The 19,696-nt window shown below is 50.9% G+C and carries 21 protein-coding genes; 9 read left to right on the top strand and 12 right to left on the bottom strand.

All coding sequences use genetic code 11. The annotated features are described in order from the left end of the window. The coding region (locus HFD94_RS10350; protein ID WP_167433117.1) for a LysE family translocator at positions 1-416 on the bottom strand (416 nt) is incomplete at its 3' end. A gap of 165 nt (positions 417-581) precedes the next feature. On the opposite strand from HFD94_RS10350, the gene HFD94_RS10345 reads away from it, so the two are divergent. Continuing rightward, positions 582-1,184, top strand: a complete 603-nt coding sequence (locus HFD94_RS10345) for a site-specific integrase (protein WP_122889306.1) — start codon at positions 582-584, stop codon at positions 1,182-1,184. A 78-nt stretch (positions 1,185-1,262) separates the two neighbouring features. On the opposite strand, the gene HFD94_RS10340 is transcribed toward HFD94_RS10345, so the two are convergent. Then, on the bottom strand, positions 1,263-1,628 hold the full coding sequence (locus tag HFD94_RS10340; protein ID WP_029518932.1) for a VOC family protein: 366 nt from the start codon (positions 1,626-1,628) through the stop codon (positions 1,263-1,265). Between the two features lie 57 nt (positions 1,629-1,685). Between HFD94_RS10340 and HFD94_RS10335 the strand changes: the two genes are divergently transcribed. Beyond that, entirely contained in the window at positions 1,686-2,402 is a 717-nt protein-coding gene (locus HFD94_RS10335) for a YafY family protein (RefSeq protein ID WP_010669700.1), read from the top strand. A gap of 141 nt (positions 2,403-2,543) precedes the next feature. On the opposite strand, the gene HFD94_RS10330 is transcribed toward HFD94_RS10335, so the two are convergent. Beyond that, positions 2,544-3,149: a hypothetical protein gene (locus tag HFD94_RS10330; RefSeq protein WP_010670695.1), complete on the bottom strand. Its 606-nt coding sequence runs from the start codon at positions 3,147-3,149 to the stop codon at positions 2,544-2,546. A gap of 699 nt (positions 3,150-3,848) precedes the next feature. Here HFD94_RS10330 and HFD94_RS10325 point away from each other — a divergent pair. After that, on the top strand, positions 3,849-5,489 hold the full coding sequence (locus HFD94_RS10325) for a methyl-accepting chemotaxis protein (protein WP_033773742.1): 1,641 nt from the start codon (positions 3,849-3,851) through the stop codon (positions 5,487-5,489). 131 nt (positions 5,490-5,620) lie between these two features. Here HFD94_RS10325 and HFD94_RS10320 read toward each other — a convergent pair whose 3' ends face one another. From HFD94_RS10320 to HFD94_RS10310, 3 genes are read right to left on the bottom strand one after another with little or no spacing between them, the layout of a single operon-like run. Continuing rightward, positions 5,621-6,481: an SMP-30/gluconolactonase/LRE family protein gene (locus HFD94_RS10320; protein WP_122889308.1), complete on the bottom strand. Its 861-nt coding sequence runs from the start codon at positions 6,479-6,481 to the stop codon at positions 5,621-5,623. A 57-nt stretch (positions 6,482-6,538) separates the two neighbouring features. Continuing rightward, positions 6,539-7,006: a DMT family transporter gene (locus tag HFD94_RS10315; protein ID WP_010259088.1), complete on the bottom strand. Its 468-nt coding sequence runs from the start codon at positions 7,004-7,006 to the stop codon at positions 6,539-6,541. Between the two features lie 14 nt (positions 7,007-7,020). Further along, the gene (locus HFD94_RS10310) at positions 7,021-8,418 is read right to left on the bottom strand and encodes an amidohydrolase family protein (RefSeq protein WP_167433116.1); all 1,398 of its coding nucleotides are present in this window, start codon (positions 8,416-8,418) and stop codon (positions 7,021-7,023) included. A 130-nt stretch (positions 8,419-8,548) separates the two neighbouring features. Here HFD94_RS10310 and HFD94_RS10305 point away from each other — a divergent pair, with 130 nt between their 5' ends. Beyond that, positions 8,549-9,466 (top strand): LysR family transcriptional regulator, encoded by a 918-nt coding sequence (locus HFD94_RS10305; RefSeq protein WP_010259086.1) that lies wholly within the window; start codon positions 8,549-8,551, stop codon positions 9,464-9,466. Positions 9,467-9,560: 94 nt separating this feature from the next. Here the strand turns inward: HFD94_RS10305 and HFD94_RS10300 are convergent, their stop codons facing one another. Next, on the bottom strand, positions 9,561-10,751 hold the full coding sequence (locus HFD94_RS10300) for an MFS transporter (protein ID WP_122889309.1): 1,191 nt from the start codon (positions 10,749-10,751) through the stop codon (positions 9,561-9,563). 87 nt (positions 10,752-10,838) lie between these two features. Between HFD94_RS10300 and HFD94_RS10295 the strand changes: the two genes are divergently transcribed. Further along, complete coding sequence (locus tag HFD94_RS10295) at positions 10,839-11,633, top strand: helix-turn-helix domain-containing protein (protein ID WP_010259082.1); 795 nt, start codon at positions 10,839-10,841, stop codon at positions 11,631-11,633. A gap of 137 nt (positions 11,634-11,770) precedes the next feature. On the opposite strand, the gene HFD94_RS10290 is transcribed toward HFD94_RS10295, so the two are convergent. From HFD94_RS10290 to HFD94_RS10275, 4 genes are all read right to left on the bottom strand, one after another. Then, positions 11,771-12,367, bottom strand: a complete 597-nt coding sequence (locus HFD94_RS10290; RefSeq protein WP_010261183.1) for a glutathione S-transferase family protein — start codon at positions 12,365-12,367, stop codon at positions 11,771-11,773. Positions 12,368-12,595: 228 nt separating this feature from the next. Further along, positions 12,596-12,994: a TonB family protein gene (locus tag HFD94_RS10285; protein ID WP_243234783.1), complete on the bottom strand. Its 399-nt coding sequence runs from the start codon at positions 12,992-12,994 to the stop codon at positions 12,596-12,598. Between the two features lie 376 nt (positions 12,995-13,370). Then, positions 13,371-14,321, bottom strand: a complete 951-nt coding sequence (locus tag HFD94_RS10280; RefSeq protein WP_010247525.1) for a hydroxyacid dehydrogenase — start codon at positions 14,319-14,321, stop codon at positions 13,371-13,373. Continuing rightward, on the bottom strand, positions 14,321-15,013 hold the full coding sequence (locus HFD94_RS10275) for an RraA family protein (protein WP_010247523.1): 693 nt from the start codon (positions 15,011-15,013) through the stop codon (positions 14,321-14,323). The genes HFD94_RS10280 and HFD94_RS10275 overlap by 1 nt, the downstream gene beginning before the upstream one ends. Positions 15,014-15,185: 172 nt before the next feature. Between HFD94_RS10275 and HFD94_RS10270 the strand changes: the two genes are divergently transcribed. The 3 genes from HFD94_RS10270 to HFD94_RS10260 all read left to right on the top strand — a co-directional run bounded on the left by HFD94_RS10270 (position 15,186) and on the right by HFD94_RS10260 (position 18,398). After that, entirely contained in the window at positions 15,186-15,896 is a 711-nt protein-coding gene (locus HFD94_RS10270) for an IclR family transcriptional regulator (RefSeq protein ID WP_010247520.1), read from the top strand. Positions 15,897-16,358: 462 nt separating this feature from the next. Continuing rightward, positions 16,359-17,339: a DUF1852 domain-containing protein gene (locus HFD94_RS10265; RefSeq protein ID WP_033760144.1), complete on the top strand. Its 981-nt coding sequence runs from the start codon at positions 16,359-16,361 to the stop codon at positions 17,337-17,339. A gap of 27 nt (positions 17,340-17,366) precedes the next feature. Continuing rightward, entirely contained in the window at positions 17,367-18,398 is a 1,032-nt protein-coding gene (locus tag HFD94_RS10260) for a methionine synthase (RefSeq protein WP_010670701.1), read from the top strand. Between the two features lie 127 nt (positions 18,399-18,525). Here HFD94_RS10260 and HFD94_RS10255 read toward each other — a convergent pair whose 3' ends face one another. Then, positions 18,526-19,104, bottom strand: a complete 579-nt coding sequence (locus tag HFD94_RS10255) for an XRE family transcriptional regulator (protein ID WP_167433115.1) — start codon at positions 19,102-19,104, stop codon at positions 18,526-18,528. A 63-nt stretch (positions 19,105-19,167) separates the two neighbouring features. Here HFD94_RS10255 and HFD94_RS10250 point away from each other — a divergent pair, with 63 nt between their 5' ends. Continuing rightward, positions 19,168-19,677 (top strand): GNAT family N-acetyltransferase, encoded by a 510-nt coding sequence (locus tag HFD94_RS10250; RefSeq protein ID WP_167433114.1) that lies wholly within the window; start codon positions 19,168-19,170, stop codon positions 19,675-19,677. Positions 19,678-19,696: the final 19 nt, after the last annotated feature.

The raw sequence follows: 19,696 nt of genomic DNA, 5'->3' as shown, positions 1-19,696 counted from the left end.
CCCTGTATCCCTGCGAACTGCGAAACGACTGTCAGATAAAAAATGATGGCTTTAGGATTCAAAATATTAGCTATCCAGGCCTCTCTTAAAGTCACCGAATGTTTCGTAACAGCAAGCCCGCTGGCATTTGACCTTATCCCGCTGCGGATGAGCATTGCTCCTAACCAGAGCAGATAGGCGGTTCCGAAAACTTTCAACACCGCAAAAGTTGCTGGAGACGAGATGATCACAGCGGTTATACCTAGCCCTATGAGAACCGCATGTGTGTATATACCCAAGGCTGTTCCGGCAAGCGTTCTGAATAGTCCTTTGTAACCGCCAGCCAGAGCTCCATTCATAACAAGAGTGAAGCTTGCTCCGGGGGACAGTGCAACAGGGAGTAGTGCTGGCATAAAGCCATAAAGGTTTATTTCCATAGGTTTTGGATATTAATTGATGCTCTACTTGATTTCCATTAAGGCGCTTCGCCAGAAAGTGATATTTAAAGCAATTGGAATATATAAATCTTTGCCAAAAAAGGTCCGCTCTTCGCTCATACGGGACACTCATAATCACATCTCCTGACCCAATGGAGATTGAACATGACAACATCCCCCTGGAACAAAAGCCGCATTATCGGCCAGAAACGGCCTCTTCAGATCTCTCATATCTGGAGAATTCGTATCCGTCTTGAGCTGGAAGGAAAAGTTCGTGATCTGGCTCTTTTTAACATGGCTCTGGATAGTAAACTTCGGGGCTGTGATTTGGTTAAGCTAAAAGTTTCTGATATAGCCTATGGGCACTCTGTTTCGGGCAGATCGACAGTGCTGCAGCAGAAAACGGGCAGCCCTGTTCAGTTTGAACTGACTAAGGGAACCAGAGAGGCTGTAGCCGCGTGGATCAAAATGGCTCAACTAAGTAATAGCGACTATCTCTTCCAGTCCCGCGTTGGTTCTTCAAGACACATCTCAACCAGACAATATAACCGTATTTTTCATGGATGGATTGGGAAGCTGGGTCTTGATGAGACGCTCTACAGTACGCACTCAATGCGCAGAACCAAGCCATATCTTATCTATAAAAAAACGAAGAACCTTCGGGTAATCCAGTTACTTTTGGGGCACAAAAAACTCGAAAGCACAGTACGTTACCTTGGCATTGAGGTAGATGATGCTCTGGAAATATCGGAGTCAATTGAAGTCTAGCCTGTGAGGGCTGCAACAGCAGCCCTGTGCCAGAAGCGGATGCGTCAGGTTCAAAAATGGGTAGGTAAGCGTTTTAACTTATTCGTCCGGAATACATACCCGGATACGGTGCCCGTCAGGATCAAGCGCAACGAACGTCTTGCCAAAAACAGCATGTTTGGGCTCCTGTTCTATCTGCACACCGCTCTCTGACCATTGCTGATAAAGCACATCAACCTCTTGAATATCTTTCACCATAAAACTCAATTCAGTTCGGCTACCTACACCGCAGGATATAAAGTCACTCGCTGTCGTTGACCATAGTCCAAGGTTCAGGCCGTTATTAAAGGAAAAAGCCACCCACGTCGGAAGCATCACGTCTGGTTCTGTATTGAATAGCTTCTGGTAAAAACCACTGCTGACAATCGGATTATCAACATAAAGAATGATCAGGTTAGGTATCATGAGTCTCTCACGCCAAAAAGAATGAGACATCACTATTGCAGGGAGCATTGACAGAACATGTCAGCATCAGGACCGAAACGAGCAGAACGCCTTCTCAATCTTCTGCAGATTTTTTATCAGCATCGCTATCCGATAAGCGGCCACAGGCTGGCTGAAGAACTTTCAATCAGTCTTCGTACACTTTACCGTGATATTGGCGCACTACGCGCTCAGGGTGCCGACATTCAGGGTGAGGCTGGCACAGGATATATCCTTTCCCGGAGCCATCATTTACCGCCGGTGATGTTTACCCCCGAACAGCTCGATGCACTGGCGCTCGGTTTACGCTGGGTAGCCACATATGGTGATAAGGGCATTGCTAAAGCGGCTTCAGAGGTAACGGGGAAAGTCCGCCACGGTCTTCCGCCACAGTTACAGACACTGTTTGATGACTCGTCATTATTGGTGGGAAAGAGACAGGAAGCTCATCACAACTTTGAAAACCTGAGCGTTGTTCGAAGCGCCATCAGGTGGAGACGTAAAATCCGTGCAGGTTATACAGACAGACTCGGTAATATGAGTGAAAGAACGATATGGCCTTTCGCGCTGGGTTACTTCTCCGGCGCTATTGTGCTTGCTGCATGGTGTGAAAAACGTAACGACTTTCGTCATTTCGACGTAACGCGATTAAAATCTCTTCAGCACCTGCAGGAAGGATATCCTCATTCCCGGCATAGCTTACTCCGTATATGGCGTAATGCAGGTCTGGATAACATCGTTCCCACGCGTAGCTGAAATGGGTATGATTGCTCCAGAAAATGCAGGTCTGTTCTTATCTATAAATATATCCGCTCTTCGCTCATAGCGGACCCTGGCCTGCCGTCAGTCCGCTTTGTGCCAGAATCGGACGCTTGCTTTCACGGCTTACACGGTTGCTTACCACGATATCGCATCGCACTTACTGAATTCAGTATTTGGAACAATGAGCGCCATATGGTTTTCTGCCATGCACTGTTTAAAAACTTGCTCTTTGTAACGTCCCACCTGTAAACCCAGCATGGTGCCGGACCGTTCCGCTGCGTTTTTTTCAACGTAATAGCCACAAAATTCCTTAAAGTTCTGGGGATTATCGCTATAAGTCACCGACCATCTCAGCTGAGCTTCAGCTGATTCATCTGACCGATGCTGAGGTGCCGCTTTTGCTGTTGTAGAGACAGAAAAGAGTGGATTGCCCAGTAATTTCTGTGCAAAGCGTTGGTTTTCACCGGTTATATGGCCGGTTTTACACAGCTGCAAATAGGCCTGCGAAAGGCGTTGCTCTTCAGCATCGGCAGCATGAGTGCATTCCTCCAGAACTTGTTCATTGGTCTTAGCCGGTTTTTTTTCAGTGGATATCCAGTAACTATTTTTAAAGTCCGGAACCGTGCCTTCAGTGCTGCCAAAAGGGCAAAGTGCACTGGCGCAACCCAGTAAAAGTATTGGCACGCACGTCAACGTCAGAACACGTAGCACGGAAAAGGCTTTAAGACTGCTTTTGTTCATTTTATTTTCACTTTAGTCAGCTGCAGATATGGGGTCTGAACAATGCCATTTTTTAGTGTACATAGTGCAGATGATACTCGGTCTGCTGCACAAGGTATTCTAAACTCAGTGTTTCTGGTGCTGTACTCATCGGCTGGCCACAAGTCTAAAAATTACTCATTTTCATTGGAAGCAAATCCTTACTATATTTTCCACACCATGCTGCCTGACATACCCCTTGGTAGTCCGCTTTTCGCTCAAAGCGAACATCAATAGAGTTGCATATCACGGAACCGGCAGAAGCACTCATCCTTTCCCAATGGAGATGCATACACTCACTCAGGCGTAATCTTTCATAAGAAATAAAGTTTCTGATAAGCGAACCGATAAAAGCTATGCCTGTCGGTATGATTGCCTCTGTCACTGACAGCGTTTGTGCTTTTAGAAGTGGTTCCCGGCTTTGCTTCCCCTGTGCCGGGATTTTTTATTTCTGTCACCAGACCTGCCGGAGAAACACCGGTTTAATCTTCAAAAAATCATCACAGCATGAATAGGTAAGTGCATCGATATGCATTCCCTGTAGTCCAACATTTTGCGCAAGCCGCATACAGCAATTACCCCCAACTGCCTCTGAATGACCCTACAAAAATAAAAGATAAGATAAGCATTAATCCACATGTAAAGCTCTATTAATTAAACGTTATTTCAGCTAGGAACCTTATGAACAACATCAGAATCGGCACGCGGCTTGGCGCTGCGTTTGCCTTCATCCTTCTTCTTCTGGTTATCGTTGCGTTTACCGGATTTACCCGCATTCAGTCTCTGGGAGAGACGGCGGATACGCTTGCAGGCAGCCGCTATCAGAAGGCCTCGACTGCAACCAATCTGCGTTACTATTCAACTGACCTTAGCCGGCTGGTCCGTAACGTTGTCCTGGCGGATGCACCTGACCGGAAGGCCGTCTTTAAAAAAGATTATGACAGGGTACATGATAAAATTACCGCTACGGTTGATCAGGTTGATGCCCTGCTGAAGGCACCCAAAAGCCGGGAGCTGATTGCGCAAATCAGGAGCACCGGCAGTCAGTATCTTGCCTTTTCTGATGACGTTGTCGCGCTGGGAATGGCAGGCAAGCGGGACGAGGCCGCACAACTTCTTCTTGGTCCGCGCTACCAGACCCAGGTTGACTATCTGAAAACTATTGCAGACCTGGTATCTTTTCAGGAACAACAGATGCAAACGGCGCGTAGTGCTGCTGAAGATGAACAACATGCGGCCACCATTCTGCTGACTTCGCTGAGTGCTGCCGCCATTCTGCTTGCCGTCGCCGCAGCCTGGCTCATCACCCGCAGCATTACCCGCCCACTGAGCATAACGCTTGCCGCCGCACAACGCATCGCACGCGGAGACCTGAGTCAGGCCGTCCCTGTCAGCGGACGGGATGAAACCGGTATGCTGCTCACCGCAGTTGCTGAGATGCAGGACTCGCTGGCGCAGACGGTCAGCACAGTACGCCGGAATGCCGAGAGCGTTGCCGCAGCCAGCCTGCAGATTGCGCAGGGGAACACAGACCTGTCTCAGCGCACCGAGGAGCAGGCCAGTGCACTGGAGCAGACCGCTGCTACCATGAGCGAGCTCAGCGTCACAGTCAAAAACAATGCCGACAATGCCCGTCAGGCGGCACAGCTTGCTGTTAACGTGAGAGAGGTCGCCCGTCAGGGCAGCGAGGTGACTTCCGACATTTTCGGAACCATGAAATCTATCGGCGAAAGTTCTGGCCGGATTGCGGACATCACATCGGTGATTGACAGCATTGCCTTCCAGACCAACATACTGGCCCTTAATGCGGCGGTAGAGGCGGCGCGTGCGGGTGAGCAGGGGCGTGGTTTTGCCGTCGTCGCCGGTGAGGTGCGCACGCTTGCTAGCCGCAGCGCCACAGCAGCCGGTGAGATCCGTCAGCTGATTGAGGCAAACTCTGCAAGCGTAAGTGCAGGCAGCACCCTGGCGAGCCGGTCTGTGACCACGATGGCGGATATAGTGTCATCGGTCGGTCAGTTAAGTGATACCGTTGAGGAAATTACTGCTGCAAGTGCCGAACAGGCCCGCGGTATTGAGCAGGTCGGCATCGCCGTAACGGAGATGGATGGTGTGACGCAGCAGAATGCGTCACTGGTCGAGGAATCAGCTTCAGCCTCGCAGAGCCTGCGCGAACAGGCATCCCTGCTGCTGCAGTCGGTGTCGGTGTTCACGCTTGCTGCAGTCTCTCATCCTGCAGCCACCCGGCATGCAATTGTATCTGTACCAGCCGTAGTGAAGAAAGATGCGCCTGCTGATACAGACGGAAACTGGACGACCTTCTGATATCTGGCTGCGTCCTGCAGAGCGCAGCCTCTCTCCTTTTCCGTATTGACTCTTAAGAATGTCCGCTTTGTGCCAGAAGCGGACATTTTCTTTGAGCCTGAACTGGCAAAATTCTGTCAGAATCAAAACCGTTAAACTGTGTGTGCCGCAAAGCGATTTTCAGTTAAGCCGGGGCTGACATCAGATTCAGCTTTCAGCAATGCACCGTCATATTCAGACAGCGCAGTGAGTCCCACTGTAGCCGTGGTGCAATAGAGACGGGTAAAACCCTCACCGCCGAGTGTCGGACAGGTGCTCTGGATTCCAGGTGACGTCAGAATAGCGTCTGTGGTCCCAACCGGGCGGTAACGGACAACACGGTTTCCTCCCCATTCAGCATTCCATAGATAGCCCATGTCATCCACGCAGGAGCCGTCAGGCGCGCCGCTGCCTTCGATTTCGGCGAACACGCGCTGGTTCTGCAGCAAGGGGTAATCACAGCACATTATCCGACCCTGCATCGAGTCACAGTAATAGAGCGTACCACCATCGGGGCTGAAACAGATGCTGTTCGGTATAGCGACATCGGGCAGTGCAAGCGTCTCAACAGTCAGCGTTGCCGCGTTGAGTCGATGAAACTTACCGATGACTTTAACGGGATAACCGTCATCCATCGTCCCGAAGACAAAATTACCGGCACGGTCACATCGTCCATCACCTATGCGGGTCCCGATGTCTCCCGGTGAAGCGGCCACTGGGGTAATTAAACTGCTGTTGAGATCATAGAAAGCCAGCCCTGACGCGAATCCCATCAGCAGAATGTTACTCTTTTCGGTCAGTGCAAAGGAGCCAAGGCGTTCAGGCAGCGACCAGCGCATCACTGCATCATTGCCTTCTTCTATGGCGAGCAGTTCACTGGCTTCAATGTCAGTCCAGTAGAGTCTGCGGGTTCTCTCACACCAAAGCGGGCACTCTCCAAGCGTATTCCTGACTTCAGCTGCAATTGAAAACATGTTAATCCTCCGGATATAAAAGGTCGAACTGCACGATGGCAAAAGTGGATAACGCAGTTACTGCAGAAAACGTGCAGAGAGCCGATCGCCGAAAAGCATGACGGCAAGTCCGATCAGCATGACAACCATCCCCCCCAGCCTGAGTAACGAAACCGGTCGCCGCATAGCACCCAGCAACCCATAGTGGTCAATCATCTGCGAGGAAAGTAACTGTCCGACAATCGCCAGCCCGAGCAGAGCTGAAAACCCGATTTTCGGCGCAAGCACGACATAGCTGAACAGGGCACATGCGCCTATCATTCCACCCGTCAGACTCCAGAGGGGTTGCGACGGGATCGCCGCCAGCGATGTCATCAATCCTCCCCTCAGCAGCGCGTAAACCCCCAGACTTAACGCGCCCGCCGTAAAGGAAAACAGCGCCGCAGTGACCGGGTCGCCGCCCAGTCCCTTTGCCAGCTGGCTGTTCAGGGTCGTCTGCAGAGTGATCCCCAGACCTGCGGCAAAAGCGATTACGTAATAGATCATGCTTTTCATTCCTTTCAGTCTGCCTGCTCCAGCGGCAGGAAGGTGTCAGCAAAATTGTCGGGCTGGTAGCCAGAGGCGGCAAACAGGTGCTCACGTGACTCATCAATCGCCGCCCGCAGTCGCGTGCTGTCCACGCCCAGCACCTTACCGTTCTGCTTAACGATGCGTCCGCCGATCATGACGGTGTCGATATTGCTGCGCTCGGCGGCATGAACCACCGTACCAAAGGCATTGCCGGACGGGTAAAGATTGATATCACTGGTATTAATCAGCACCAGGTCAGCCTGTTTGCCTGGCGTCAGGCTGCCCACTTTGTCCTGCATCCCTGCACAGGCCGCGCCATCAAGAGTCGCGGCTTTAAGGAGCTGCGCCGCCGGAAGCGTTTTCAGCGCATGTTCAGAATCGCAGCACTGCTGCTGATGCATGCCCATCACGCGCTGCAGGTAAAAGGCGACGCGCATCTCCATAAACATGTCGGTGCTGTACGACGTTTCATTGTCTACGCTCAGGCCAGGATTGATGCCATGACGCTGCGCGGCCTCAATGGCGAACATTCCGCTTTCGATGCCATAGTGCGAATCTGAGCGCGGGCAGACGTTCACCCGGACACCGGCTTCGCGCAGAATTTTCCATCCCTCGTCAGGCAGCGCCGTGCAGTGATTAAAAATATTGTCCGGACCCAGCAGCCCCTGCTGATGCAGTGATTTAAGTTCAGCTCCCATCTCCGCACCAAAGAACTCAGTGACAATCGACAATCCCAGTCTGCGGGCCTCGGCCCACAACTCCGGCTCCAGCTGCGCCATGACGGCGAGAGAGACCAGGCTTTCAGGGTTGTCGTTGAAATACTTGTCCTGCAGACGCTGCCAGTTTCCCGGCCAGTGCGCTTTATCCCATTCGCCAGCTACCGGTGCGCCGGAAGCATGAATGGCACGAATGCCGGTATCAAGCAGGGCCTCGACGGCGGCATCGGAATGCGCTGCGGTTCGGCTGTTGTGCGAGTTATCGATCATCGTGGTGATGCCCGCGTCAATAGCGCCAAGCGCCGTCAGCAGGTTGCCAACATAGATATCGGCAGGACGGTAATATTTAGCGAACGAGAAGTGTGTGGCATTGCTGTAGTCGTCCAGGCAGGTAGCGTTTGGGTTAATGCGGCGCAGCTGTCCTTCCCATGCGTGACGATGAGAATCGACCATTCCCGGCATGGCGATCATGTTAGTGGCATCAATGACATGCGCACCCGGTACATCAAGGTTCTGGCCAACGGCGGTAATCGTTGAGCCGTTGATGAGAATATCGCCACGCTCAATGTTACCGACGTTCTCGTCCATGCTCAGTATCGTCGCGCCACGAATCAACGTAGCCTGTAAAGTGACATTCTGATTGTTAACAATAATTCTGATGTAGTCGGTCATTAAACCTGCCTCTTTCCTGATTAATGGGGAAACGATACGTCACGTAATTACCCTGAAAAAGATGCTTAAAGCGTTTTCATAATTCATAATTAGCGAATAATCAGACTCACTTTTACCCAGGAGCAGGACGATGGATCGGATTCAGGCTATGCAGGTTTTCACGCGGGTTGCTGAAGCCGGGAGTTTTGTACGCGCGGCAGAAACCCTGTCGCTGCCTTCTTCCACCGTCACCAGCACGATTAAAAACCTGGAGAAATACCTGCAGGTGCGTCTGCTGAACCGCACGACAAGGCGGGTCAGCCTTACTCCTGAAGGCCTGCAGTATCTGGCGCAATGCCGGGAGATCCTGTCGCTAATTGAACATAGTGAATCCAGCCTGACTGAATCCATCAGACGCCCTCAGGGGCGGCTGCGGGTTGATATGCCTGGTGGAATTGCCCATTTCATCGTCATGCCCAATCTGAAAGACTTTTACCGGCATTATCCGGATATTTACCTGATGATTGGTGTCAGCGACCGGCAGGTCGATCTTGTTCAGGAAGGAGTGGATTGCGTCATCCGAACCGGGGAATTAACTGACTCCACACTGGTTGCCCGTCCGCTTGGCCGGTTTCGCTGGGTAACCTGCGCCTCTCCGGACTATCTCAGGGAGTATGGTGTCCCTGAGACGCCGGAAGCGTTGTCGCAGCATCGGGCGATTCATTACTTTTCCGGTTCGGTAAGGCGCACTAATGAACTGCGTTTCACACGAGGCACTGAGCCCTTCTCTGTTCAGGTTGAGGGGGATGCAGCCGTTAACGAAACGGGACTCTACATCAGACTGTGTCTTGAAGGTTTTGGGCTGGCACAGCTTGCTGAGAATGTGATTTCGGAGAATCTGCAACAAGGCAAACTGATCGAAGTTCTGGCGGACTGGCAGCCACCCTCCGTGCCGGTGACGATGCTCTATCCGCATCAGCGTTTTCTCTCTCCTGCCGTGCGTGCTTTTGCTGACTGGGTTGCCGGACTTTTCAACGAAGGAGCAGGTGAGAAACGGTCTTCCCGGTAAAAGACGGCTCCGGTAACAGGTAAACGCTTCAGAACGACAATTAATAGCATCCTCAGCAGAGAAACCGATCGTTTCCCCTGCTGTGTCAGCTAATTCACCCCGGCTGCTGTACAGGTTCCAGGTGAGCGTTTCGTCCGGCAGCCATTCCGGTGCAGGCACCTGCGACTGCGATTGCTGCGGTTATCAGTAATGGTACCGTCCAGCCTCCGGACAACTCCTGTACTTTGCCCAGCAACAGCGGACCCATCGCCGCCATCAGATAACCGACACTCTGCGCCATGCCTGACAACGCGGCAGCATCACCGGCGTTTTTAGTACGCAGCCCGATGAAGGTCAGACCCAGCATCATGCTGGCACCTGAGCCAAAGCCGAGAAGCGCAGCCCAAAGCATCGCCAGATTCGGCAAATACAGGATGCCGATAAATGACACCCCGGTTAACAGGCTGACGCCAGCAGCAGCTAATTTCTGATCGTTAAAACGACGCAGCGTGGCTGCCAGAATCAGGCCGGGAATGGCGGTGGTAAGCTGAAGGATGCCATGTACCTCACCAGCCTGAGCTGAAGAGAGTCCACTGTCCGTAAGAATGGCTGGCAGCCAGCCGACAGCAACATAAAACGGCATCGCATTCAGGCCCATAAACAAGGTGACCTGCCATGCCAGAGGCGAGCGCCACACCGCGACGGTCGCCGCTTTTTTCTCACCCGCTACTGGCAGCTGATGCTTCTTCTTTAACTGGGGCAACCATAAAAGCAACGCAAGCAGCGGTGCTAAAACCAGCATGGCTAACGCGATGTTCCAGCCCCAGATCTGCGTCAGAGGAATGACAATGGCAGAGCCAATGGCGCCAGCGGCGCCCATGGTGATGGAATATGCCCCTGTTACGGAAGCCACGTTGCCAGAAAAGTCACGCTTTATAAGGCCAGGCAGCAGGACATTGCCCAGAGCAATCCCGATACCTATCAATATGGTTCCGCCATAAAGCGCCCAGACACTGCCTGTGGAGCGAAGCAGGATACCCCCCGAAATCACGGCCAGGGCACCAAAAAGGGTGCGCTCCAGACCGTACTTCCGGGAAATTGATGCACTCAGGGGAGAAAATGCGGCAAATGCCAGTAAAGGCAGTGAGTTAAGCAACCCAACGGCAGTGATACTTAGCCCAAAATCATGGCGAACGGACTCTAAAACGGGTGCGATAGCGGTAAATGGAACTCGCAGGTTAATGGCAATAAAAAGGATGCCGGTCGCAAGTATGATTGAAGACCACCTGTTCGTAGTGTAGGACATAAATTTTGCGTTCTCTGGTAAAAAGAAAGACTTTAAAGGACGCATGAGTTACACAATATAGATAACCTGACAACATATAACTAAATCATGCCAGTTAATAAAAAACCGGTGACCTCACCGGATGAGTTTAATGCCGATGCTTTCAGTCAGGCTGCTATCGCGCTGCATGTATCATCGTCAGGCGAGTATGCAGGTCAGAGTCCGCACGCTCACCGTAAGGGACAACTTATTCTCTCTTTGCGCGGTGCAGTGAGCTGTAAGGTTCAGGATGCGCTGTGGCTTGTTCCACCGGGACATGCTGTCTGGGTTCCGGGAAAAATCCCCCACAGTTGTCGGGTCACGAAGAATGCAGACACCTGCTTTTTATTTATTGAGCCCGGCGCGGCAGCGATGCCGGAAACCTGCTGTACCCTTGCTATTACTCCTCTGGTCCGCGAGCTGGTTCTTTTTCTGGCAGAGCAGGAACATGCTTATTCGCCTGACAGTAAAACCGCGAGGCTGGCAGCGGTGCTGCTGGAACATATACCGGATGTGCCGGTTAAAGCGCTCCACCTGCCTGTATCCGACCATCCTAAAATCCGGAATATGGCTGAGGCACTTTTTAATGATCCTGATGACCGGAGAACGCTAAAGCAGTGGGCTGCGCATCTGGCTACCAGCGAACGATCTCTGGCCAGGCTGATAAAAGATGCGACAGGAATGAGCTTTGGTCGCTGGCGTCAGCAACTGCATTTAATGGTTGCGCTGAGCCATCTGGCAGAAGGCCAATCCGTGCAGCACGTAGCCGGAACGCTGGGATATGATTCGGTCAGCGCGTTTATTACAATGTTCAGGAAAGCGCTGGGTAAATCGCCGACACAATATTTTTCGTCCCTAAACTAATGCAACCCAACACAAACCGGATTTTTACAAAGAACGCCAGCGTCCGCTTTTCGCTCATAGCGGACCCTGGCCTGCCGTCAGTCCGCTTTGTGCCAGAAGCGGACATCAATGCATCCTTAAGAGATGACAAAACCTGATTAGCGATTATTTATTTCCTGAGCCTTTAAGAAAGCGGGGCGACTCGTTGCTCTTGATATGTAGCTATCAAGCTCTTCGGTGATTTCCAATCCGCACAGTTTTGCCCATAACAACGTATGAGAAAGAAAAATATCGGCCAGTGTAAAGTTGTTACTCGCAATCCATGTTTGAGTTGGGTTAAACCTAATCTGAGAGATAACTTTATCTGCTTCCTTACTGAGGTAATTCATTAAATCTGGGGAACGTTGATTTTCGGGAGTGAAGACAACATGTTTGAGCAGACTCCAGACGGGGGCTTCCAGATCGGATAGCGTGAAGCTTAACCACGAATTAACGGAGGATTTTTCTTCAGCAGTTGCGGGATAAATAGAGATGTTTTTATGTTGTTCACACAGGTAAATACAGATCGCTAAGGTTTCACTGATTGACACTTCACCATCGGTCAAAAAAGGAACTTTTCCCAATGGATGGGGTGATTTAACCTCAGAAGCAGGGTTCAAAAGATCGACTCTGATAGACTCGTAATTCACTCCCATTTCTTCAAGAGCCCAGAGTACTCTTAATGATCGGCTTTTGGGGTAAGTATAGATCTTCATTTCAATATCCCTTTGTTGTGAAAACAATTTTATAAGGCAAGTGGGTAGCTCATGTCAAAATTTCTGCTCCTCGCTCATACCGAATCTTGGCCTGCATTTAGTCCGCTTTGTGCCAGAAGCGGACATCGGATAATAATTTATGTTAATATTTAGAAGAAGAACATTCAGCCATAATAACCTCCTGAATTACAGTCATTAATTTTCATTTATGCAGCCTTAAAATCAAATCTATTTTTGCACTTTTAATTTTACAGTCATGGGAAGATTCTTGGCAGGTTTGCCCTTTTCAAAACGCCATTTTGAAACGGCTGTTATTACAGCATCATCGAACAAGTGGTCTGGTGTAGACTCGATAATTCTCATCTGACTTACCCTGCCTTCTGCATCAACGTCAAAGTTAAACTTAACCATACCTTCTATCCGGTTCTTAGCCGCATAGTATGGGTAAACGGGTCGATCTTGTCGAAGGGGCTTGGGTTGTTCAACTTTAACAGGTGAATAAGTAGTACATGCATTGAGTACAAGAACAGCCAGAATCATCATAAACCCATACATAACAATATCCTTTTGTTGATAAACATTATCATTATACTTAAACATCAACGGAAGGACATTTGCTGAAATCATCGAATATCGCGTTATAATCCAAAAAAACAGTGGATATAACCCCAATAAATCCTGCTCCCGTCTTGCTGCAAACTAGTCATCCGCTCCTCGCTCATAGCGGACATATCCTTCATAACACATGACCTACAATGAACACTTCAAAGAAACCGCTGCAGGCAGCCACCTTATTCAATACGCGGGAAGAGTCGTTAACGATTGAAGGGTAATAAACCTATTAATGTGGGCGAAGGCAAGTAAGCCAGGACGGCATAGAACAGAATAAGATTCGTATCGGAAACCCTGACAGCTAAGCATTACGCTCTAATGCAGCAGATTTACCTATTAACCAGCCGACCAGAAAGCGCTGTTACCTGTCTGGTCGGCTGGAGAGGGCGGTTCAGACTACCGGACTTTCGTTTTTCAGTGGTTCTGCCAGTACATTTAATATGTTACTGGCCGCGACGGTACCCATCTTCACGTAGGAGTTATCGCTGACGCCGCCGATGTGTGGCGACAGAATCACATTTCCAACACTCTGCCAGATATGCGGCGCAGTCAGGGGTTCTGTGGCAAAACTGTCCAGTGCGGCCCAGGCGACAGTGCCATTATCCAGCGCGGCTAACAGCGCTTCTTCATCAATGAGACCACCGCGCGCCGTGTTCACCAGGATGGCGCCTTTTTTAAACAGAGCCAGTTTCTCAGCGTTAATCATCTGGCGCGTCTGTTCGGTTAACGGGCAGTGCAGCGAAATGACATCTGCCTGTTGCAGCAGGTCGTCAAGTGAGGAGGATTCACACTCATCGGGAAAGGTTCTGGCAAAAGGATCATAAGCGAGCACCTTCATGCCAAAAGCACGGCCAATGCGGGCAACACGACCGCCTATGGCACCAAGCCCTACCAGACCCAGCGTTCTGCCCTCCAGCTCCACCGACTTATGGGTCGATTTGTCCCAGTGTCCCTGGCGCATGCGCTGATCAAGCGGTATCACCGATTTTGCACAGGCTAAAATTAACGCCCAGGTATGCTCGGCCACGGCCGCTGCGTTGGCCCCCGGGGCTGACTGAACACTGATATGACGTTCAGCCGCCGCCTTTTGGTCGATAACGTCAATGCCGCTGCCGTGTTTGGAAATAACCCGCAGATCAGGCGCGGCATCCATAATGCGGGCGTTGATTTTTCCGTATCGGACGATAATCGCCACAGGATTATGCTGCTGGCAGAGCTGGAACAGGCTATCTTCGCTGGGCTGTTTGCCGGCATAAACAATGCTGAAGTCACTAAGCAGGTTTACTGCCTGCGGTGCCAGGTCATTACCCGTCACCAGGATTACGGGAGAAGAGGTTGTCATCAGAGCGTCTCCCCATCGTCCAGCATGCCAGCGGTTTGCAGGGCTTTTTCTAACCACGGCGCGCGAAGGTCGCCATCACGAATGGCTGCAATACGGCTGGTCTCGAAATCGAGTTTTTTCTGTGCCAGTTCGAGCAACGCAGGAACGTCTTCACGCGGCAGAACCACCACGCCATCAATATCCCCGATGACGAGATCGCCTGGCTGAATGGCTGCGCCCGCCACAGAAACAGGGTAGTTGACCCGTCCCGCAATGGACTTGGTCGGGCCGCAGGGATTCAGGCCCGCAGAGAAAACCGGAAAGCCGTTCGCGCTCAGTGCATCGGCGTCACGCACCGCACCATCAATAATAATTCCGGCGATGCCGGAGGCTTCTGCCTGGGTGGACATTATCTCACCGATTAATGCACAGCTGATATCGCCTTTGCCATCGACCACAATGACATCGCCCGGCTGGGCAATCGCCAGCGCGGCGTGGATCGCCAGGTTGTCGCCCGGTCTCACCTCGACAGTGATAGCCGGTCCGGCGACTTTCATTGTGGGGGACACAGGTTTTACGCGACCGTGCAGCGTTCCGCGTCGTCCGGCAACATCAGCAAGGATCGCCGCCTGAAACTGAGCAGCCTGTTTTACGCGCTCTGGTGCGATACGGATAATGTCGCGATTGATGAAGGTATTCTCTGCATGGGGCATAGATTAATCCTCTTTGTTTTACCAGGCACAACTAAGTTGTACAATATAAAACTACTATATCGATGTTAATTGAGTTCGCACCAGTGTTAAGCATTCATTTGTGATGTAAATACGATGTGAATCACAAATTGCGCGGTAAACTGCCTGCCGTCGCAAACAGGAGGACGTACCGATGGGGAATGAAGGCGTAATTGCCGTAGAAAAAGCGCTGGCGCTGCTGGATTGTTTCAGGCCTGGTGAGGAATCACTGACGCTGACCGCGCTGGCGCAGCTTTCGGGGTACCATAAAACGACAGTTTATCGTCTGATGAACTCACTTGAGCGCATGAACTATGTCATTCGTCGCGACAATGGCGTTTATACCCTGGGGCCAAGACTGCTTTATCTGGGCAAGCTCTATGAACAATCCTTTCATCTGGCCAGTATCGTTCAGCCTGAACTTCACGCACTGGCGACTGCGACAGGCGAAAGCGCCACATGGTATGTGATTGAAAACGGTCAACGACTCTGTCTTTTCAGAGCGGAGCCCTCTGAAGGATTGCGTGAAACACGTCTGCCCGGCACTTATCTGCCGCTGGATAATTCGGCCATCGGGCAGGTGCTTCGTTACTGGGGGCTGAATGAACCTCTGTTTGACTCTGTGCCTGAACTCCCGCTGTTCACGTCAGGTATTCGCGATCCGCATATCGCGGCATTCTCCGTACCGGTGTTTGGTGAAGGTAACAAACTGCTCGCGGCGCTGGCATTAACCGGTCCGGCTTCACGCCTGACGCAGTCGATGCGCGACAGTGAGATGGGAAAACTGATGAAAGAGGCAGCGTGCAGGCTTTCGGTAAAATCAGGCGCACATAAAGTCATGTGTGATAACGTTTATAAAATTTAGTCGTGTTGCCTGGCTGTGACCGGGATTTATTAGCTGCTGCATCCATGCTGCGTTTAACGCTCTGCGGGTGAGAACCGATTGATTTCCGCTAAATGACTAACAGCACGCTGGCGTGCCTGATTATGGGATCATGAAAGCCTCCGCGCCTTAAGTTGAGGCGAAAGATCACTCCACCTCTGACATCTCTTGCTAAGCCCCCTTAGTGCGAGGCTTTTTACACCCAGATTTTACATCAGGTGTTAAAAGACTCGCTGCCTCATGAAAATTTCCCCGCTTAAATACCTCAACATGAATTCCCTTCATGTTCGTTGAAATTTAATCACTTTTTTTCAACCGGGTGTTGAGGCATAAAGTAAGAATTGTTAATAACTTTGAGTCATATGAATAGTTGTAAAGGGATAGCCACGCTGGATAACCCTTAAATGCAACAACGCATATCAGCGACCAGGATACCCGATAGCGATGAACAACTTAGCCTTTACCCTCAAGCGCATTCGTTTCGACGAAAACTATAATCCTTCGAAAAATACGCGGGCGACGACTAACTTCGCTAATTTAGCGCGCGGCGAAAAACGTCAGGAAAACCTGCACAACGCCCTGGTGATGATCGACAATCGTTTCAACTCTCTGGCGCACTGGGACAATCCAAAGGGCGACCGCTACTCAGTTGAACTTGAGATTATTTCTGCTGAGCTGAATCTTCGTCCCGGAAGCAGCGACGAAACGTTCCCGGCGATTGAGATTTTAAAAACGCATATCGTGGATCATAAAACCGGTCAGCGCACCGAGGGGATTGTCGGCAATAACTTCTCTTCCTATGTGCGTGATTATGATTTCAGCGTTGTTCTGTCAGAACATAACAAAGGTCAGACTGAATTCAGCCTGCCAGATGATTTTGGTCAGCTGCATGGCAATATTTTCAAAAGTTTCGTGAACTCAGCGGTCTATAAAGAGAACTTCAGTAAATCGCCGGTTATCTGCCTGAGTGTATCGAGCAAAAACACCTACGTGCGCACCGGTAATCAGCATCCGGTATTGGGCATTGAATATCAGCAGGATGAACCTTCCCTGACTGATTTCTATTTCGGAAAAATGGGTCTGAAAGTGCGTTTCTTCATGCCGCAGGGCAGTGTTGCGCCGCTGGCTTTCTATTTCCACGGTGACCTGCTCAGCGATTACACCAATCTCGAGCTGATCAGCACCATCAGCACCATGGAAACTTTCCAGAAGATCTATCGCCCTGAAATTTACAACGCGAATTCTGCTGCGGGACAGTGCTATCAACCCACGCTGCAGCATCAGGATTATTCGTTAACCCGGATTGTTTACGATCGCGAAGAACGCAGCCGCCTGGCCGTCGAACAGGGTAAGTTTACTGAGACGCATTTTATTAAGCCGAATCAGACACTTCTCGCGCAATGGTCTGCTGAATTCGTTCTTTGATTAATTAAATATAGAAGGTCACCTGCTATGAAAACCTTATTACCGACATCTACTGCTGGCAGCTTGCCTAAACCCTCCTGGATTGCGCAGCCAGAGGTGCTCTGGTCACCCTGGAAACTGCAGGATGAAGAGTTAGTTGACGGCAAAAGAGATGCGTTGCGTCTGTGTCTGGACGATCAGGTTCGGGCCGGTATTGATATCGTCAGTGATGGCGAGCAGACCCGTCAGCACTTCGTGACGACGTTTATTGAACACCTCAGCGGTGTGGATTTTGAAAAGCGTGAAGTGGTGCGAATCCGTAATCGCTATGATGCGAGCGTCCCGACCGTGGTGGGTGAAGTCTCACGTCAGAAACCCGTATTTGTTGAAGATGCGAAAATCCTGCGTAAGCTGACCGATCGTCCTATTAAGTGGGCGTTGCCGGGTCCGATGACGATGATCGATACCCTTTATGACAATCACTATAAAAGTCGCGAAAAACTGGCCTGGGAATTCGCAAAGATTCTGAATCAGGAAGCCAAAGAATTAGAAGCCGCTGGCGTGGATATTATTCAGTTTGATGAACCTGCGTTTAACGTCTTTTTCGACGAAGTGAATGACTGGGGCATCGCCGCGTTGGAGCGCGCTATCGAAGGTCTGAAGTGTGAAACCGCGGTTCATATCTGCTACGGCTACGGCATTAAAGCGAATACAGACTGGAAGAAAACTCTGGGTACAGAGTGGCGTCAGTACGAAGAGGTCTTCCCGAAATTACAGCGTTCGGCTATCGATATTGTCTCACTGGAGTGTCAGAACTCGCGGGTTCCGATGGATCTGATCGAGCTGATTCGCGGTAAGAAGGTGATGGTCGGTGCCATCGACGTAGCAACTCATACCATTGAGACACCTGAAGAAGTGGCGAATACGCTGCGCAAAGCGCTGCAGTTTGTGGATGCTGAAAATCTCTATCCTTCAACCAACTGCGGCATGATTCCACTGCCGCGTCAGGTTGCCAATGGCAAACTGCATGCGTTAAGTGCTGGCGCTGAGATTGTCCGCAGAGAGATTCTGGGGAAATAATCTTTCCCTGAGCAGATTCAGTCCGGCTGACGATTTGATTCCTGAAAGGCGATCAACAGCCGGACTGAGTGACAATCATCCCTCTGCCAATGGCCGATTTACTCAGGGATTTATGCCCTCTGCCTGCTCAGGCAGGCCGGAGTACGATAACGGCATATCGACAGCCCTGAGCCGTTTTATTTCTGAACACGCAGTCAGCCGGATCGCCCAGTTCCAGACAGTCGCCAGCAGCCATCTCATAGGTGCTGGTACCTGCTTCAAAAGTCAGTGTCCCTTCAATTACCCATATCAGCTGGCGTCTTGAAACATAGGAGATTGCCGGCATCGGCACAGCGGTATTTGCCGGCAATTCGACACTGACCAGATCGACCGGCATCTCGCCCGGAGAAACGTGGCGACGCAGATAGCCGGTTTCCGGATCCTGCCACACCGGCTGATTTTCATGCCTGACCAGCGTCCCGGTTTGCACTTCAGTCTGAGCAAGCAGCTGTGAGATAGTCATATCAAACGAGCCTGAGAGGCGCGCTAACAGAACCGCCGTCGGGCTGCTCTCCCCACGCTCAATCTTATGAATCATCGCCCGTGAAACGCCTGAGTTATCAGCCAGCTCGGTAAGTGACCAGCCGCGTTTTTCCCTTTCCTCTTTTACCTTCTGACCGATGCGGATGTTTAGGCTGTCTTCTTTGCTGGACTTTTTATCTAACATAATGGATAACTATCATAGTGAACAATTCATCTACTTTAGTGAGTGAGCAAAGGGGTGTCCACCATGATTATCCGTGCGGCTGTAGAGAGCGATGCTGAAATCATCTCAGAGATTTATAACGACGCGGTGCTTAACACCACCGCGATCTGGAATGAAAATCGTATTGATGTGGCTAACCGCATCGCGTGGATAAACAGCCGCCAGCAGGCCGGTTTTCCTGTGATTGTGGCGACAGACAAAGATGATACCGTGCTGGGATATGCCTCTTATGGTGACTGGCGTCCCTGGGACGGATATCGTCATACGGTTGAGCATTCGGTTTACGTTCATAAAGATGTACGAGGTAAAGGCGCGGGTGCCGCCCTGATGCAGGGGCTTATCCAGCTTGCTCGCGAAGCCGGGAAGCACGTTATGGTGGCGGCGATTGAATCGGAAAATGCAGCATCCATAGCCCTGCATAAAAAACTGGGATTTATTGAGTCTGGCAGAATGACGGAGGTTGGAACTAAGTTTGGACGCTGGCTGGATTTGACATTTTTGCAGCTGCGTCTGGATGAACGTAAACGACCCTGAGTTGTCCCTTAAAGCGAAT

The organism is Pantoea sp. EKM20T (assembly GCF_011800485.1).
GTDB lineage: Bacteria > Pseudomonadota > Gammaproteobacteria > Enterobacterales > Enterobacteriaceae > Pantoea > Pantoea agglomerans.
This window is presented reverse-complemented; position numbering and strand designations above follow the sequence as displayed.

Excerpts from the sequence above, each read along its gene's own strand:
- HFD94_RS10280 (WP_010247525.1), bottom strand. The coding sequence starts at position 14,321 with ATGACAACCTCTTCTCCCGTAATCCTGGTGACGGGTAATGACCTGGCA.
- HFD94_RS10330 (WP_010670695.1), bottom strand. The coding sequence starts at position 3,149 with ATGAACAAAAGCAGTCTTAAAGCCTTTTCCGTGCTACGTGTTCTGACG.
- HFD94_RS10270 (WP_010247520.1), top strand. The coding sequence starts at position 15,186 with ATGGGGAATGAAGGCGTAATTGCCGTAGAAAAAGCGCTGGCGCTGCTG.
- HFD94_RS10255 (WP_167433115.1), bottom strand. The coding sequence starts at position 19,104 with ATGTTAGATAAAAAGTCCAGCAAAGAAGACAGCCTAAACATCCGCATC.
- HFD94_RS10320 (WP_122889308.1), bottom strand. The coding sequence starts at position 6,481 with ATGTTTTCAATTGCAGCTGAAGTCAGGAATACGCTTGGAGAGTGCCCG.
- HFD94_RS10315 (WP_010259088.1), bottom strand. The coding sequence starts at position 7,006 with ATGATCTATTACGTAATCGCTTTTGCCGCAGGTCTGGGGATCACTCTG.
- HFD94_RS10285 (WP_243234783.1), bottom strand. The coding sequence starts at position 12,994 with ATGATTTCAGCAAATGTCCTTCCGTTGATGTTTAAGTATAATGATAAT.
- HFD94_RS10310 (WP_167433116.1), bottom strand. The coding sequence starts at position 8,418 with ATGACCGACTACATCAGAATTATTGTTAACAATCAGAATGTCACTTTA.
- HFD94_RS10250 (WP_167433114.1), top strand. The coding sequence starts at position 19,168 with ATGATTATCCGTGCGGCTGTAGAGAGCGATGCTGAAATCATCTCAGAG.
- HFD94_RS10260 (WP_010670701.1), top strand. The coding sequence starts at position 17,367 with ATGAAAACCTTATTACCGACATCTACTGCTGGCAGCTTGCCTAAACCC.
- HFD94_RS10340 (WP_029518932.1), bottom strand. The coding sequence starts at position 1,628 with ATGATACCTAACCTGATCATTCTTTATGTTGATAATCCGATTGTCAGC.
- HFD94_RS10335 (WP_010669700.1), top strand. The coding sequence starts at position 1,686 with ATGTCAGCATCAGGACCGAAACGAGCAGAACGCCTTCTCAATCTTCTG.
- HFD94_RS10300 (WP_122889309.1), bottom strand. The coding sequence starts at position 10,751 with ATGTCCTACACTACGAACAGGTGGTCTTCAATCATACTTGCGACCGGC.
- HFD94_RS10275 (WP_010247523.1), bottom strand. The coding sequence starts at position 15,013 with ATGCCCCATGCAGAGAATACCTTCATCAATCGCGACATTATCCGTATC.
- HFD94_RS10265 (WP_033760144.1), top strand. The coding sequence starts at position 16,359 with ATGAACAACTTAGCCTTTACCCTCAAGCGCATTCGTTTCGACGAAAAC.
- HFD94_RS10295 (WP_010259082.1), top strand. The coding sequence starts at position 10,839 with ATGCCAGTTAATAAAAAACCGGTGACCTCACCGGATGAGTTTAATGCC.
- HFD94_RS10290 (WP_010261183.1), bottom strand. The coding sequence starts at position 12,367 with ATGAAGATCTATACTTACCCCAAAAGCCGATCATTAAGAGTACTCTGG.
- HFD94_RS10325 (WP_033773742.1), top strand. The coding sequence starts at position 3,849 with ATGAACAACATCAGAATCGGCACGCGGCTTGGCGCTGCGTTTGCCTTC.
- HFD94_RS10345 (WP_122889306.1), top strand. The coding sequence starts at position 582 with ATGACAACATCCCCCTGGAACAAAAGCCGCATTATCGGCCAGAAACGG.
- HFD94_RS10305 (WP_010259086.1), top strand. The coding sequence starts at position 8,549 with ATGGATCGGATTCAGGCTATGCAGGTTTTCACGCGGGTTGCTGAAGCC.